15 protein-coding genes and 3 tRNA genes are annotated in these 16,595 nt (G+C 26.5%); 13 read left to right on the forward strand and 5 right to left on the reverse strand.

The window, feature by feature from the left end; translation table 11 throughout:
- Nucleotide 1 precedes the first annotated feature (1 nt).
- Nucleotides 2-862: a DMT family transporter gene (locus D3Z07_RS10835; RefSeq protein WP_076088794.1), complete on the forward strand. Its 861-nt coding sequence runs from the start codon at nucleotides 2-4 to the stop codon at nucleotides 860-862.
- Nucleotides 863-892: 30 nt separating this feature from the next.
- Here D3Z07_RS10835 and D3Z07_RS10840 read toward each other — a convergent pair whose 3' ends face one another.
- The 4 genes from D3Z07_RS10840 to ilvD all read right to left on the reverse strand — a co-directional run bounded on the left by D3Z07_RS10840 (nucleotide 893) and on the right by ilvD (nucleotide 6,026).
- On the reverse strand, nucleotides 893-2,110 hold the full coding sequence (locus D3Z07_RS10840; protein ID WP_076088792.1) for an ArsS family sensor histidine kinase: 1,218 nt from the start codon (nucleotides 2,108-2,110) through the stop codon (nucleotides 893-895).
- Nucleotides 2,107-2,784, reverse strand: a complete 678-nt coding sequence (locus D3Z07_RS10845) for a response regulator transcription factor (protein WP_228144715.1) — start codon at nucleotides 2,782-2,784, stop codon at nucleotides 2,107-2,109. The genes D3Z07_RS10840 and D3Z07_RS10845 overlap by 4 nt, the downstream gene beginning before the upstream one ends.
- A gap of 10 nt (nucleotides 2,785-2,794) precedes the next feature.
- Nucleotides 2,795-4,213 (reverse strand): Do family serine endopeptidase, encoded by a 1,419-nt coding sequence (locus tag D3Z07_RS10850; RefSeq protein WP_076088788.1) that lies wholly within the window; start codon nucleotides 4,211-4,213, stop codon nucleotides 2,795-2,797.
- Nucleotides 4,214-4,337: 124 nt separating this feature from the next.
- The gene (ilvD, locus tag D3Z07_RS10855) at nucleotides 4,338-6,026 is read right to left on the reverse strand and encodes a dihydroxy-acid dehydratase (protein WP_122893877.1); all 1,689 of its coding nucleotides are present in this window, start codon (nucleotides 6,024-6,026) and stop codon (nucleotides 4,338-4,340) included.
- 191 nt (nucleotides 6,027-6,217) lie between these two features.
- On the opposite strand from ilvD, the gene D3Z07_RS10860 reads away from it, so the two are divergent.
- From D3Z07_RS10860 to istB, 12 genes are all read left to right on the forward strand, one after another.
- A tRNA-Leu gene (locus D3Z07_RS10860) sits at nucleotides 6,218-6,304 on the forward strand.
- A 14-nt stretch (nucleotides 6,305-6,318) separates the two neighbouring features.
- Nucleotides 6,319-6,407: transfer RNA gene (locus D3Z07_RS10865), tRNA-Ser, on the forward strand.
- A 56-nt stretch (nucleotides 6,408-6,463) separates the two neighbouring features.
- Nucleotides 6,464-6,539, forward strand: a tRNA-Cys gene (locus tag D3Z07_RS10870).
- Nucleotides 6,540-6,958: 419 nt separating this feature from the next.
- A complete protein-coding gene (locus tag D3Z07_RS10875; RefSeq protein ID WP_122893878.1) occupies nucleotides 6,959-8,257 on the forward strand; it encodes a tyrosine-type recombinase/integrase in 1,299 nt (432 codons plus the stop codon).
- A gap of 62 nt (nucleotides 8,258-8,319) precedes the next feature.
- Nucleotides 8,320-9,603, forward strand: coding sequence for a hypothetical protein (locus tag D3Z07_RS10880; protein ID WP_122893879.1), 1,284 nt, complete (start codon nucleotides 8,320-8,322; stop codon nucleotides 9,601-9,603).
- Nucleotides 9,604-10,061: 458 nt separating this feature from the next.
- Entirely contained in the window at nucleotides 10,062-10,295 is a 234-nt protein-coding gene (locus D3Z07_RS10885) for a MerR family transcriptional regulator (protein WP_122893880.1), read from the forward strand.
- On the forward strand, nucleotides 10,285-10,515 hold the full coding sequence (locus D3Z07_RS10890) for a hypothetical protein (protein ID WP_122893881.1): 231 nt from the start codon (nucleotides 10,285-10,287) through the stop codon (nucleotides 10,513-10,515). The genes D3Z07_RS10885 and D3Z07_RS10890 overlap by 11 nt, the downstream gene beginning before the upstream one ends.
- Complete coding sequence (locus D3Z07_RS10895) at nucleotides 10,499-11,284, forward strand: hypothetical protein (RefSeq protein WP_122893882.1); 786 nt, start codon at nucleotides 10,499-10,501, stop codon at nucleotides 11,282-11,284. The genes D3Z07_RS10890 and D3Z07_RS10895 overlap by 17 nt, the downstream gene beginning before the upstream one ends.
- Nucleotides 11,285-11,369: 85 nt before the next feature.
- Complete coding sequence (locus D3Z07_RS10900; RefSeq protein ID WP_164707223.1) at nucleotides 11,370-13,001, forward strand: primase-helicase family protein; 1,632 nt, start codon at nucleotides 11,370-11,372, stop codon at nucleotides 12,999-13,001.
- Nucleotide 13,002: 1 nt separating this feature from the next.
- Nucleotides 13,003-13,350, forward strand: coding sequence for a hypothetical protein (locus D3Z07_RS10905; protein ID WP_122893884.1), 348 nt, complete (start codon nucleotides 13,003-13,005; stop codon nucleotides 13,348-13,350).
- A gap of 294 nt (nucleotides 13,351-13,644) precedes the next feature.
- Nucleotides 13,645-14,688, forward strand: a complete 1,044-nt coding sequence (gene istA / locus D3Z07_RS10910) for an IS21 family transposase (protein ID WP_122893885.1) — start codon at nucleotides 13,645-13,647, stop codon at nucleotides 14,686-14,688.
- Complete coding sequence (gene istB, locus D3Z07_RS10915) at nucleotides 14,675-15,442, forward strand: IS21-like element helper ATPase IstB (RefSeq protein WP_076085329.1); 768 nt, start codon at nucleotides 14,675-14,677, stop codon at nucleotides 15,440-15,442. The genes istA and istB overlap by 14 nt, the downstream gene beginning before the upstream one ends.
- An 86-nt stretch (nucleotides 15,443-15,528) precedes the next feature.
- Here istB and D3Z07_RS10920 read toward each other — a convergent pair whose 3' ends face one another.
- A complete protein-coding gene (locus D3Z07_RS10920) occupies nucleotides 15,529-16,413 on the reverse strand; it encodes a replication initiation protein (RefSeq protein ID WP_122893886.1) in 885 nt (294 codons plus the stop codon).
- Between the last annotated feature and the right edge of the window lie 182 nt (nucleotides 16,414-16,595).

Below are 16,595 nucleotides of genomic sequence, written 5' to 3' on the forward strand. Positions count from 1 at the left end.
AATGCAATATTTAATTTTTGTGACAATACTTTGGGCATTTTCTTTTAGTTTAATAGGTGAGATTTTAGCAGGTCAAGTGGATAGTTATTTTGCAGTACTTATTAGAGTTGCATTAGCTTCATTAGTTTTTTTACCTTTTACAAAATTTAAAGGCATTCCCAATAAATTAAAACTAAAAATCATGCTTATTGGAACAGTACAAATTGGCCTAATGTATATCTTTCTTTATAAGTCCTTCCTATTTTTAAGTGTTCCTGAGGTTGTACTTTTTACTGTATTCACTCCTATTTACGTAACACTATTTTATGATGGGTTAAAAGGACAATTTAAAGCACTTTATCTTGTAAGTACTGGGTTAGCTGTATTTGGTGCATATATTATTCGATATCAAAATATTAATGAGGATTTTATTACAGGTTTTTTAATGGTTCAAGGCGCTAGTATTTGTTTTGCTTTGGGGCAAAGTACTTATAAAAAGGTAATGGAGTCACACAGAGAAATTAGACAAAGAGATGTTTTTGGATATTTTCATTTTGGAGCATTAATTATAAGTGCTATATCTTTCATACTTTTTGCAAATCCAGAAAAACTATCTCCTTCATTAATTCAATGGGGTGTTTTATTTTGGTTAGGTGTTGCAGCTTCTGGTTTAGGATATTTTTTATGGAACAAAGGTGCTTGTTTAGTAGATGCAGGAGTACTTGCAATTATGAATAATGCTTTAGTTCCAGTTGGGTTACTTGTAAATCTTATCATTTGGGAAAAAACAAGTAATTATTTGTTACTTTTTTTAGGAAGTGCAGTTATAGCTTTATCTTTATATCTTCACTACAATTTTATGAAACTTTATAATAAAAAATAGAGTTTCATAAAAGTTATAATAATAGCTATTTTACATTTTTATCATAAAGTAGTTTTTCCCATTTTCATATTTATATTCTAAAGTATAACCATGTAAACAAGCAATGGTTTTTACGATATATAAACCTAATCCAAAGCCATCACTTCTTTTTTCTTCTTGTGAAAAAGCTTCTGTGTAATAACTTAAATCATATTGTAATGGTTCTCCAAGAGATATAACTTGTATTTCATCTTTTGAAGCATTAATAATTGCTTTATTATTCGGAGAGAATTTAATTGCATTATCAATCAAGTTTTTAAGAGCAATTGAAAACATAGAAATATCAACTGAAAAGTTAAATGATTTGATTTTAGATGCAATATTTTCAGGATTTACCATCATGATTTCTAAAGTTTTATTATAAATATTAAAAAATGATGTTGGCTCTTTATACATCATACTATTAGCAGATGTTAGCTTTTCAACAGTTGCTAACTCTTTTATAATATCGTCCATTCTTTTAAAAGCTCTTTGTAGATTATCTCTTGTTTGTTCATTATCTAGAGTTTCTGCAATAAACATGGCTTTTGTAATTGGAGTTTTAAGTTCATGCATCATATTACGCATAAACAAATCTTTTGATTTTGTTTGATTATTTATAAGTGTAATTGCTTCATTAAAACTTTTTGCAATTGTTCCTATTTCATCATTGCTAACAGATTTTATTTTAACATCTTTATTACCATTTGAAAACTCAATAATTTGCTTATTTAATAGTTTTAAAGGTTTTAATTTTCTTTTTAAAATCGCATATAAAAAAAGTATTGTTACAATTGAAAGAATAAAAGCTCCTACAATTATTGCCATACTATAGTTATGATTTCTTATATCTTTTAACATAAGATTGTATCCATATTGTTGTACATAAATATAATAAGTATTATCATATTTATAAACTCTATATGTTCCTAAGTAATTTTGCGTGATTGTAAGTTCTTGGGCATTTTTGATTATCTCTAGTTTTTCATCTCTATCTTCTAATGGCTTAACTTGAAATTTTTTAAAAAGTTTAAAAAGAGATTGTGCATCAGGTAAATTTTGAAAAGTACTCAAAAAATTCTCAGCAATAAGCTCATATCTATTTTGTTGAGTGATTTCATGTTTTTGTTTATCAAAACTGATAAAAAATGAAAATGTAATTAGTATTGCAATAAATGCTAATGAAAATATAATATTAATAAAAGCAGAAATAGAGATATTTCTAATCATACTAATTGATATCCTATACCTCTAACAGATTTTATATATGTTTTACTATTATCAATTTTTGATAATTTTGATCTAATTCTTGAAATAATTACATCAATGTTTTTTAACGATGAATCATCTTCAATACTATCACTAGCATAAATAAAATCTTCTCTAGCAATCACTCCACCATTTCTTTGAATGAGTAATTTTAAGATATCATATTCAGCTAAAGTAAGAGTAAGTGATGAACCTTGAAAAGATATTTGCATATCTTCTTCTTTTATATTAAAAGCAGAATTATGTTCTTCTTTTTTAACTTCACTTGGTTTATCAATTCTTTTTAAAATAGTTTTTATTCTAGCTTGTAGTTCTCTTGGATTATAAGGTTTTGGTAAATAATCATCAGCACCTCTTTCTAAACCCATAACTTTATCCAAAATATCATCTCTTGCAGAACTAATAATAATAGGTATTTCAGATTTCTCTCTAATTTTAGGAAGTAATTCTAATCCATCAATTTCAGGAAGAGTTAAATCTAAGATAATTAATTGAAACTCTTTATTTACACTTAGCATAGATAACCCATTATAAGGGCTATCTGTATTTGTAACTTCTATATCAAATGATGCTAAATAATCAGTGATGATTTGAGCTAACTCTAAATCATCTTCTATCATTAATACTTTTATGATTGTAAATCCTTTATTTTATAACAAATAGTATAGTTTGCCCATATCTATTTACATAAACTCTTTTATGTTTATTTTTGTATTTTGTTAAAGATACTTCAAGATTTTGGAAGTTTTTAACTTCAACATCTTCAATTTGAATTATAATATCTCCAGCTTGGAAACCAACTTTTTCAGCTTTACTTTTTGGTTCAACATCAGAAATTAACACACCTTTTGTATCAGGAGCTAATCTAAATTGTTTTTGCATATTAGCATCAATTGCACTTACTTTTAATCCGCCAAGAACTCTACCGTTGTTAGATTGGATTTGAACTAGACTTGATCTATTTCCTAATATGATTTTTAATTCAATATTCTTTTTATCTCGTTCAATCTTAAGTACAATCTCTTCATTTGGTTTAAATGAAGCTACAACATTTTGTAATGAAGTTCTATCTTTTATATCTTTATTGTTAATAGCATAAATTAAATCACCTCTTTTAACACCATATTTAAAAGCAGGAGTATCAGGAGATACATCTAGAACTAAAGCACCTTTTTTATGATTATAAACTTTTGACATTTCTTTGTCTAAATCACTAATAGCAACACCTAGATATCCACGAGTTACTTTTCCATCTGATACTAATTTTTTAACAACATCTTTAACCATTGCTACAGGAATTGCAAATCCAATTCCATTATTTCCACCACTTTTGGAAATAATAGCAGTATTAATTCCAATTAATGCCCCTCTACTATCAACAAGAGCTCCTCCTGAGTTTCCTGGATTTATTGATGCATCTGTTTGAATATAGTTTTCATATCTATTAATTCCAACTTTATTTTTATTTAAAGCTGAAATAATACCTTGTGTTACAGTACTTCCAATTCCAAATGGGTTTCCAATTGCAAAAATCATATCTGCAATTTCTAGCTCTTTTGAATGACCAAATTTAATAGGAGTTAAATTATCAGACTCAATTTTTATAACAGCTAAATCACTATCAGCATCTTTTCCAATTAATTTAGCACTATATTCTGTTGTATCATTTCCAATTGTTACAGTAATTTCTTCAGCATTATCAATAACATGGCTATTTGTTACAATATATCCATTCTTAGCAATAATCACACCAGAACCTAATGATCTTTGTACTCTATTTTGTTTAAATTGATTACCAAATTGATCTCCAAAAAATCTTTTGAAAAATGGGTCATTAAACATTTGTAAGGGTAAGTTTTCAGTCGATGAATTAACATGTCTTTTTGTTGAAATATTTACAATTGATTTCATAGATTTTTTAATAGCACCATTAAATGATAAAATTTGATTATTTGTATTAGGTGCTATTCTTTCAGGATTTTTATCCATCATATCAAAATTTATTGTTTCAGCGAATAATTGACTAGCAATTAATGTTGAGGCAAATAAAAGTTTTTTCTTCACAATATATCCTTTTGAGTTTTTGATTAATATAATTGTAGGGTATAAGTGTAAACTATTTTTCAATCAATAGTTAATAATTGGTTAATAAAATCAAGGTTTTTCCTTGATTCTATTAAATTTAAGACTAAAGGTCAGTTTTTAGCATTGCACCGTTACTTGCATTAGTTACAAGTGATCTATATTGTCCTAACCAACTTGAAGTAAGTGGTTTTTTAATTGGTGTGAAGTTTTCTCTTCTTTTTGCAATTTCTTCATCAGATAAATCAACAGATAAAAGATAAGCATCAACATCAATATTAATAATATCTCCATCTTTTAATAATCCAATCATTCCACCTTCAGCAGCTTCAGGCGAAACGTGACCAATTGAAGCTCCTCTAGTAGCTCCACTAAATCTACCATCAGTAATAAGTGCAACTGTATCACCCATTCCCATTCCCATAATTAAACTTGTAGGTGCAAGCATTTCTTGCATTCCTGGACCACCTTTAGGTCCTTCATATCTAATTACAACAACATCACCATGAGTTACTTTTCCGCCAACAATACCAGCAATAGCTTCTGCTTGTCCATCAAAACAAACAGCTTTCCCAGAAAGAGCACGAGCACCAGTAATTCCAGCAGTTTTAATAACCGCACCTTCTTCTGCTAAGTTACCATATAAAATAGCTAATCCACCAACATCAGAATAAGGGTTATCAATAGTATGAATAATATTTGTATCTTTAATATAAGCGTCTTTTATTTTCTCTAAAGTACTTTCACCAGTAATTGTAAGATTATCTAGTAATATATCTTCACCACGTTTAGTCATTTCTTTCATAACTGCATTTACACCACCAGCTACATTAATATCTTCCATATGTACAGTAGATAATGATGGAGAAATTTTAGCAATATGAGAAACTCTTTTAGAAATTTTATTAATATCTTCTAAGTTAAAATCAACTTTTGCTTCTCTTGCTATTGCTAACATATGTAATACAGTATTAGAAGATCCACCCATAGCCATATCAACAGCAAACGCATTTCTTACTGCATTTTCATTTAGAATATTTCTTAATAAGTATTTTTCTCTTGATTGCTTATCTAAAGCAATTTCACAAATTCTTCTAGCTGCTTTTCTATATAACTCTTCTCTTTCAGGAGTTAAAGCAAGAATTGTTCCATTTCCAGGAAGTGCAATTCCCATAGCTTCCATAAGTGTATTCATAGAGTTTGCTGTAAACATTCCAGAACATGAACCACCACTTGGACAAGCATTACATTCAATATCATGTAACTCTTCATCTGTGATTTCACCAGCTTCATGTTTACCAACAGCTTCAAATGCAGTTGCTAAATCAATCGGAGTTCCATCTTCAGTATGTCCTTTTTGCATTGGACCACCAGATACGAAAATAGTAGGAACATTAACTCTTAATGCACCCATAATCATACCAGGAACAATTTTATCACAATTTGGAATAGCAATCATTGCATCTAATTTATGTGCATTCATTACTGTTTCAATTGAACTTGCAATTAATTCTCTTGAAGGTAATGAAAATAACATACCATCATGCCCCATTGCAATACCATCATCAACACCAATAGTATTAAATTCAAAAGGTACACAACCACACTTCTTAATCTCATCTTTAATAATCACACCAACTTTGTTTAAAAAGAAGTGCCCAGGAATTAACTCAATAAAAGAGTTTGCAACTCCAATAAATGGTTTCTCAAAATCATCATCTTGTAATCCCGTAGCTCTTAACAAAGATCTATGCGGTGCTCTATCAAAGCCTTTTTTTACTTCATCACTTCTCAATTTTAAATCCTTTAAATGTATACATAGTTTATTCAATTATTATACATGTTTTGCTGTTGATATCTTATTAAAAAATAAAAAAAATAAAAAATTTAACATTTTTTATAAAAACTCTTGACAAAGAATAATTAATCTATTATAATTCCACTCCAATTTAAGAAACATCAGTTTTTTAGATTCTACCAAATAGTGCGAGTGTGGCGGAATAGGTAGACGCGTTGGACTTAAAATCCAATTCCGGTTTCGGAGTGTCGGTTCAATTCCGACCATTCGCACCACTAATTATAAAAGTAGAGAGTTGCCAGAGTTGGTCGAATGGACCGGTTTTGAAAACCGGCGAGGTTCACGCCTCCGAGGGTTCGAATCCCTTGCTCTCTGCCACTTTTATTTACAACTAATCATTTTCTTTCCAATATAAAAATGATTTATCTAACATTGGAGCTATAGCAAAGCTGGTAATGCCCCGGATTGCAAATCCGGTATGCGTTGGTTCGAGTCCGACTAGCTCCTCCATTTCACTAATCACACAAGTCTATATTAGTTTAAAGATCCCAATCACTCGAACTCTTTAATATATTTCCAGTCTATATCGATTTATGTAAATTTTATAAAGATACTAAAAAATGGCCTATCAAATGGCCTATCAATTTTTCAAATAATGTCTTCTCTTCACTACTCAAATCCTGATAAGCCATTTACACTTTTAATACTTCTTAATAACAATATACCTATTGTTATTATGTATCTTACATCTAAATATTATTCTATGAGAGATAAATAATTATGTAACTAATTTTCATAATTTAATTATGAGTATCATATAGGTTTATATAATTCTATGTTAAACAAAAGTCTCATCTTATGGTATCTCTAGTAAGTTTCATTTAAATGTTTTGTCATTAAAATACTAAAAATGTATATTGGAATAAAGAATGAAATATAAAAAGAAAGAATTAAGTGATTTAACAATTAAACATTTAAAACCTAACATTAGAAAAGATATTGATGGTAATGAAACGTTAATAATTAATCAAATATCAGATACAAGAGTAAAGGGGCTTTATTTAACCGTAAAAGCAACAGGAAATAAATTATGGGAATTTAGATATACCTCTCCTATTAAAAGAAATAGAAGAAGAACTTCTTTTGGTAATTATCCAAATATTACATTATCTAAAGCGAGAGATATTGCTTTAACCTATAGAGAACTATTATCTAATAATATTGATCCCATAGATTTTAAAAGAGAAAAAGAACAAGAAGAAATCCTTGATGTTAAAGGGCAAATAAAATTTGCAATTGAGGAATGGCTTACAAAAGAAGGATTATCAACTACAGAAACAACTCAAAGAAGTAAGAAATTAATTTTTAATAATTATGTATTAGTTTTTTTCAGAAAAGAACATATAAATTATGTAAAAGATATTAAATTAAGGGATGTTACAAAATTATTACAAGAGAAAGAAAAAGTAGCACCGGAAACAGCATCAAAATTATTTAGTTATATAAGTAATTTCTTAAGATTTTGTGTATTAAAAGGTTATTGTGAGTTAAATTTAATAGCTAGCATAAGAAAGAAAGATGTGCTTGCAAAAAAAGAAGTAACTCATATGCCTAAAATTACAGATATCAATACTCTAAAAAGAGTAATTAATACTATTTATTCTAATGAGCAAGGAAGTAAATCTATTCAAAATGCATTAAAACTTGTATTACATTTACCTTTAAGACCAGGGAATCTAGCAACTTTAAAATGGGAGTATATTAATTTTGAAAACAAGACTTTGACGATACCTAGAAATAATATGAAAGTAAAAAATAAAAATTTACCTGATTTTTCGTTACATTTGACAACAGAAGTAATTAACATATTAATAAATCAGAAAGATTTTATTCAAGAATATTTTTCACTAGGTGAATATGTTTTTATAGGACAAAATTTTACTTCACATATCAATAAAGAATCAGCTAATAAAGCATTAAAGAGATTAGGATTTAATGAGAAAAAGGAAAGATTAAGAGCTCATTCCTTTCGCGGTATCTTTAGATCATTAATTGATACCTTAGATAATACTAATAGATTTTCTTTTGAAACCAAAGAACGTGCACTTGACCATCATGAGGAAAATAAAGTTACAAGAGCTTATAATCATAAAGCTGATTACTCAAAACAGATAAGTGAATTAATGCAATTTTGGAGTGATTTTATTAATGGTTTAAAGGATTTATAATTTTTAGTAGAGATAGTTATGAGGCAATTGAACACTATGAAAAATATGAATATACAAGTAATATGATTAATCAATTCTTTAAAAGAACAATAAATAAAGAAGAACTACATAAATTTGAATATGAGCCTTTTATACAGCATACTTTAAAAATAAAAGATGTTATTTTATTTGAAAATGATAAAGTAAAATTTACACTTCAAGATGTAATATACAATGCTTATCCAAAATTATACGATATCGTTGATAATGATAATAATATAAAAGACAAAATAAATTTTTCTATAAATATTCAAGATTTTTTGGATAATTGTAAAGATTTTGATTTTAAAGAGGTTATTTATAAAGATTTAAATAAGAATAAATTTATTAAATTAACCGAAAAAGATATTTTAAAAAAAATAAACGAAACATCCTTATATAAAAAAATTAATATTAGATATCAAGAAAAACAACTGAAGCTAGAAAAAAGTAACTTTATTAATTTATATGATTTAAATATAAACTTACCAGATGATGAATTATTAGATTATATTTTAAAAATAAAGAGAACACATAAAAGAGAACATACCGAAAAAAATATTGATTGTAATATTGATTATGAAGAAAGATATAAATTATTAAATCAAAATGGTAGAAATAGAATTAAAAGCTTTATTATTTATAAAGAAAAAAAACAAAAAAAAATAGAATCAGAAAAAGAATCTATACAAACATACAAAGAATTTTTAAAGAATTATAATCAAAAGAAAATTATAAAAAAAGAAATTGAAGATAAAGATTTATTTGAAGGACTGAAAAAATTTAATGAATTAGAAATTTTAAATTCAGAAATGATTGAAAAATCAAAAAGAGAAAAGAATTTAAAATATAAGTCATATATTTATAATCCTAAAAAACTTGCAGATATCTTATTTATTTATGACTTTATGGAAAATAAAAATGATGATAACACATATGAACAGTTTATGACTAAAGCACAATACTCACTGTTTACTAACAGAAGAAAGTATATCAATATACTAGAAGAAGAAGATTTAGAAGGCTGTAATTTATCTAACACATTGATTAGTCAAATAATGGAATTGAATTCTGAATTATTTGACTTACTTAACTTTAACCCACCGCATGAAGAAATTAATTATACTGAGTTCTTAAAATTAATAGAAGATGAAAATTTAAAAAAGATAAATGAGATAATGAAAGAAATTTATTCACGCATGAATGAAAAAGCAAAAAAAAGATATTTACCTTATTCTCCTTATATTTCAACACGAACTCTCTATAAATATCATGAAATTGCTAAATTTTATATAGAAGAAGAGAATTATAAACTACTTTTAGATTAATCAAATCTAATTCCCTAAACATTGATTAGTCAAATAATGGAATTGATTTCTGAATTATTTGACTTACTTAACTTTAATCCACCGCATGAATGAAAAAGCAAAAAAAAGATATTTACCTTATTCTCCTTATATTTCAACACGAACTCTCTATAAATATCATGAAATTGCTAAATTTTATATAGAAGAAGAGAATTATAAACTACTTTTAGATTAATCAAATCTAATTCCCCAAACATAACCTTAAAGTAATATTAAAAAACCTTCAAAATTAAAACATTTTGAAGTAAATTCTACAAATAGATTCAAAAAAAAACAAAAATAGTGAATAAAAAGATATTAATACTCATATTTTATGTATGAATTATCAAAAAATACTTCAATAACTATAAGTATACTTTTATAGTTATAACTACTACAAATTGCGCAATTTAGACTTATTATTAAAAAGGAAAAAAGAAATGTTTGTTAAAAACAATGTTAAAGAATCTATCTATACAGATGACATTCTTTGTTTTAGAATTGAATCAGCTGCCAAATATATCTCTTGCAGCACTAGCCATATTAAAGCACTAATTAAAGATGGTAGCTTGGAGGCATGGAAATTGAGTGAAAAAATAACTTTTATTTATAAAAGAGATTTAATTGAATATGTAGATAGAGTAAAAGTAAAGGCAAATATAAATGGAAAATAAAATTAAAATTACTAAAGTATCAAATGCAGAAGGTTCTCTAAACAAAACCTTCTCTTTAGATCAAAATGGACAGGTAAAAAAGCAATCAAATGCTTTTTTATCAAACGGAACGGCTGAAGTTATAGAAATAAATGATTTAACAGAGTTATATCATTTATTAGAAAACTTGAAATCAAATGAAGCGATAATATTAGGAGAAGTAAATGACGAAAGTATATAAAATAGTAAAGAAAGGAAAAGAAGATTTTCCTTGGAGTATATCAAGAAGTAATAAATATCTTAAGTATCCTGCTAAATCCCTTTTATTAGCTGATCACGATCCAGATCCATCAATGCCTGAACATATGTTTTTGAAGGATTTTAAAGATTTTTATAATGCACTTCTAAAAATAATGCCAAAAGACTTTGAAAAGGTAGAATGCTTGATTGGTTCGGGTTCAAGTAGTGGTATAAAAAATAGTAAGGGAGAACTAGTTTATAATAGTAATTCAATGCATGCTTATTGGCCAAATATTAATGCTTCAGATGATTCTATTAAAAGATTAAACGAGTATATTAAGAGGGCTTGTATTTTTAATAAACTTTATTATCTAAAAATACATAAAGATGGAAGCTGTAGTATGAGATATCAAATAGATTTAGCTGTTTTAAGCTCATCTAAATCAAGATTAGTTTTCGAATCAAAGCCAACATGTAAAGATGGCTTATATCAAGAGAAACCTGTAAGCCTTATTTGGAATATAAAGAGTAAAGAAACATTAGACTTATCTCAAGTCTCTTATGATCATTTGCCAGATTGGAAACCTATTTATGAACAATTAAAAAATGATAATAAAGAATTAATTAAAGAGACAAAAGAAAAGTACAAAGCTTTAAAATTATCAGAATATATAAGCTCTGGTTTAACACCAGAAGTAGCTACACGAATGATAGATAGATATTTAGAACAAGGACTACTTTCTGTAAAAACTATAGTAGAGGTAAATTAAGATGGGTGTTCCAATTATAAGTTTATTTAACGAAATAAATAGTCAAATAGATTTAAGGGACCCCATAAGTCCCGAGAAGGGTTTTATGAAATCAAGATTATATGCAAATTATTTTTTTGATGCTATTATTACTACTTTTCTCCATGGAGGGAAACGATACCTAATGGATTTCGATTTCGATGATATTTGTAGTATATTAGAAGCACACAAAGGTAATGAAAAGATTTATAAAATAATCAAAGCTCTTGCATTTTATTTGCTTTCTGCAAATAAAAATTTAAACTTTATAAAATCTGTAGCTAACAAGGTAAGAGAAATAACAGCAGATGCTGAACTTTCTGAATATTTTGAAGGTATCTATGATACTAAGTATCTTGAAAAGAAAGCTTCTAAATATATAAAAGACTACGCATTAATACAAACCGGAGGAAAAGTTGGTTTTATAGCAAAGAATAAATTACAGCTAGAAATTTATTCGAAAGGTGATTTAAAAATAAAGCTAGAAAACAAAAAAATAAAGGCTCCTTTTAGCAAAAAATTATCTAATCCTATTGATATCTTTATATCAAGTGAAAATAGAGAAGAATATAATTCTATAGTATTTAAATCTCAGGAGAACGTTAAACCACATGAATATAATTTATTTAAAGGATGGCCATATAGAGCAATTAAAAAAGTAGATACTATTTTATATTGGTCTTTTGTAAAAAAAGCAATTGCTGCTGATGATGACTTATTATTTAATGTGATCAAGGCATGGATGGCACAGATTATACAAGATCCTTTCTCAAAGGTAGGCACAGCACTCGTCATAACAGGTGAAAAAGGAGTAGGTAAAGGAACTTTTGTAAAAGTTTTTGGCTCTTTATTTGGAGATTATTTTATGGAAAGTGCTGATCCTAAAAGAATTTTTGGATCTTTCAATGTTCATCTTCAAACATGTATATTACTTTATGGTAATGAAGCTTTTTGGAGTGGTCAAAAAGCAGATGAGGCTAAACTAAAAAACCTAGTAACGGATATTGATCAAACATATGAAATAAAAGGGTCTTTAACATATAATGGAGAAAATTATACTCATTTAATTTTAGATTCAAATTCGGATCATGTTGTTCATTTGACTTTTGACGAAAGAAGATGGACTAATACTGAAACATCATCTATTTACAGGGGTAATATTGAATTCTTTATCGAGCTGAATAAACTAGTAAAGACTAAAGAATTCAAAGAATCATTAATGCATGACTTAGTACATTTTGATTATAAGCCATGGGAAAAGCATCTTAGAAAAGCACCTCAAACAAAGGCAGGATTAGATCAATTATTACACTCTTTAGATTTATATGAAGAATGGTGGTATCAAGTCTTAGAAAATGGCGCTTTTGGAGAGTATTTTTACATCCGTGATAATGATAATTCAATTCGAATTTCTAATGAAGTAGTACATAAAAGTTTCAAAGATTTTATTAAAGATAATAGTAAAAGGAATTTTGATAACACAGCAACATTTACGAAAGCAATTAAGAAGAGATTCCTTTCTGAAACTTTAATTATCAGTGATACAATTAAAAGTAATGATGGTAAGAATGCAAAAATAATTGCATCATTAGATAAGTGTAGATCTTATTTCTCAACAAAGTATGGCATTGAAATAAAATCGGCAATTATGGAGTGGCAAATTCCCAAAAATTCAATCTATTTAAGTCAAGGTTATTAAAATGTTAAAAACAGATAGACATCCATATATCGAGTTTGATGAACATATTGGCATTGCAAAAATTTACTTTCCTCAATTAATGAGGGAATTGAATCAAAACAAAAAGAATTATTATTCTTTTTGTTTAATAGAAGATTTTTCAAGAAAATATCTTGTGGAAAAACATCCAATTATTACTTTAATAGAAAAAATAAAAGCTGAGAAACTAGATTTTAAAAAAAGTATAAATTTATTAAAAAGGTTATACAACTATTATGAAAGAATTTATAAATATCATTACCCAAAAGAATTCAACCCATATGAAGATAAATCTATTTTTAATTTAAATTCAAAAAATTATACAATATAACCCATTTAACTTATACATTCTATTTTTATAGAATATATAAGTTACCCTCTCTTGTCATTAAAATTTCCGAACTTAACTTAACCACTCAATTTAACTCTTTAAATAAAACTCATACAATTACATTAAAAATCAATAATAGTTATCTCTAGGTAATATATGAAAAGATATACATACACTAATAGTCTTTTTTGTCAAGTGCAAAGGTAAAATACACCAGTAGTGCAAAGTAAAAGTGCACCACTTTATTAATAGAAATAAATACAATAAACTCTAAATAAAATATTTGGAGTTGGTATGATTGATAAAGAGGAATTTACCGTGATACATACTTTACATAAAAGAGGATATAGTATAAGAGCTATATCAAAAATAGTTGGATTGAATAGAAGAACAGTTTCAAAACGATTAAAAGAAAATGAATTAAAATCTTATAAAAATATTCAGTATAAATCAAAATTAGATCCATATAAAGAATATATAATTTCCAGAGTACAACAAGCTTTACCAGATAATATTCCATCAAGTGTAATATATGAAGAGATAAAGAAATATGGATATGATGGAAAAGTGAGAATATTACAAACATTTTTAAGTTCATTAAAAATAGATTCAGCTCCAGAAGAAGTAATAAGATTTGAGACAAAGCCATCTTATCAAGCACAAGTTGATTGGACATTTATAAGAACAGGGAAAAATCCTGTATATGGCTTTGTTATGGTATTAGGATTTAGTAGAATGGCATTTGTATATTTTACAGATAATATGAGACAAGAGACTTGGCAAGATTGCCATGTTAAAGCATTTGAATACTTTGGTGGAGTTCCACAAACACTTCTCTATGATAATTTAAAATCAGTAGTAATACAAAGAGATAAATATGGGAAAAATCAACATGGATTTAATAATGATTTTTTAGAGTTTGCAAAAGATAATTTTATTCCAAAATTATGTAAAGTTTATCGTGCACAAACTAAAGGAAAAGTGGAAAGATTTAATCTATATTTAAAACGTAACTTCTATGTACCACTAAAAGCTGCTTTAAAAGGTAGTCAAATACAAATAGATTGTGATTTACTAAATAATAAAGTATTTACTTGGTTAGAAATGGCAAACTCAAGAATCCATGATACAACAAAGAAAAAGCCAATTGATCTGTTTAAAGAAGAAGAACACTTATTGCAGCCATTTTACTCAAGTGTAAAAGAAGTAAAAAATAAACAAGAAGATAATCATATAACTAACAGTATAAATTTAGAGAAACTAAATATAGATATAAAATATCATACAACAATTTCAGATTATGAAAAAGTGTTAGGAGTCTCGTATGCTACTGCATGAATCAATTAATGAATATTGTTCAAAGTTTAAACTTCCTGGTATTTTAGAACAGTATCAACACTTAGCAGATACAGCTTCAAAAGAGAAAATGTCTTATAGTGAATATCTACATAAATTATTAGAGTTTGAAAATATAGGAAGAGAACAAAGAAGTAAAGATATGCTTTTAAAAATAGCAGGGTTGCCTAAAATAAAAACAATTGATAGCTTCGATTATAAATCTTCATCAGTTGATAAAACACTAATAAATGAGCTTCTAACTTTTAGATTTATAGATGAATTTAAAAATATTTTACTATTTGGCCCAAGTGGAGTTGGAAAAACACATTTGGCAAGTGCAATAGCATATGCAGCAACACAAAAAAGAATAAAAACTAAATTTATATCTGCAAGCGATTTAATTATACAACTTGAAAGTGCACAATCTCAAAATAAACTTGATAACTACTTTAAAAGAGTTATAGGTACTCCAAGACTTTTAGTTATTGATGAGTTTGGATATGTAAAGTTCAATGAAAATCAAGCTAATTTATTTTTTCAAATAATTAATAAAAAATATGAATTAGGATCAATAATAATTACATCAAATTTATCATTTACAAAATGGAAGGAGGTACTCAATAATGATGAAGCATTAACAACAGCAATATTAGATAGATTAATTCATCACTCACATTTAATAAATGTTACAGGTGAAAGCTATAGATTGAAACAAAAAAGGGAAGCTGGATTGTTAAATATTTCTAATAAATAGGTGTTACAAAGTGGTGCACTTTTGCACTGCATATTGGTGCATTTTTGGATTGCACTTGACATTTTTATATAATATTTAAATAAATCTCATTTTATTTGATTATTCAAATATTTATCACAATCTTCTAAAGTATTAAATTTTAGATTACCTTGAATATTTAGTTCTTCTGAAAAAGCAACAAGGATTATAAATTTTTTATCTCTTTGAATATCCTTTATAATAAATTCATCACCTTTCAATAAAATAGTTTTATTAGAGTACTTACTTAGGATTGCTTCAATTGTTAGAAGAGATAGAGTTTTTGAATTAAACCTTTTAATAAAGAATTGAATATTCTTACTTTGATTATCAATTTTCATTATATTAAACTCAATTTGTATATCTGTATGATTGTTAATTGAAGTTATAGTTTCTTTGAGTTTTTTATGAAAATTAAAAAATGAATCAAAGCTTTTCTTTTTTAGTTCCATAATTTCTTTTAAATTTACTATTGAGATAGTAAATACTTCAAAGCTAATACTTTTAAAGTATTCATAAAGTTTTATTTCTTCTTTTCTTTTTAAATTTATTAGATTTTCAAGCTTATATTTTGTAAACTCTTTTTTTATGTCTAATAAATATTCTTTTAAATCAGATGATAACGGAACTTTATATGTTCCTCTTTTTTTATCATATATAATCTTTCCAACTAAAGAAACTTCTATCTCTTCATCATCACTATTCTTAACAACCACAAAGACTGAGGACAATTTTCTAAGACTTGTTTTTATGTAACTATGGATATTTCTTTCATTAAAGTGAAAAGTTCTTACTTCCTCTTTTGTAATAAAGTAATAATCATAAAATTCTTCGCTTGTCGAATTAACTTTTGATACTAATAGTTTTAGTATTTTTATATCTCTAACACCTAAAAAAGAAAAATCTCCTCTTATAAATTTATTCTTTTGTACAACTACTAATTCTTTCTTCATCCCAATTTCCTAATATTAGCATTGGAATATTAAAAATATTTCTAATATTTATATTTGCAAAATCCCAATTTTGTAATAAAAGTTCAATAAAATGGACATTTTTATAATATTTAATACATGACTTTCCCAATTTAGTAATATTTTAATTGGCTAAAATTTATTGCAACACCGGCTAGTCGTGT

The organism is Arcobacter peruensis (genome assembly GCF_003711085.1).
In the GTDB taxonomy this organism is placed as follows: Bacteria; Campylobacterota; Campylobacteria; order Campylobacterales; family Arcobacteraceae; genus Poseidonibacter; species Poseidonibacter parvus.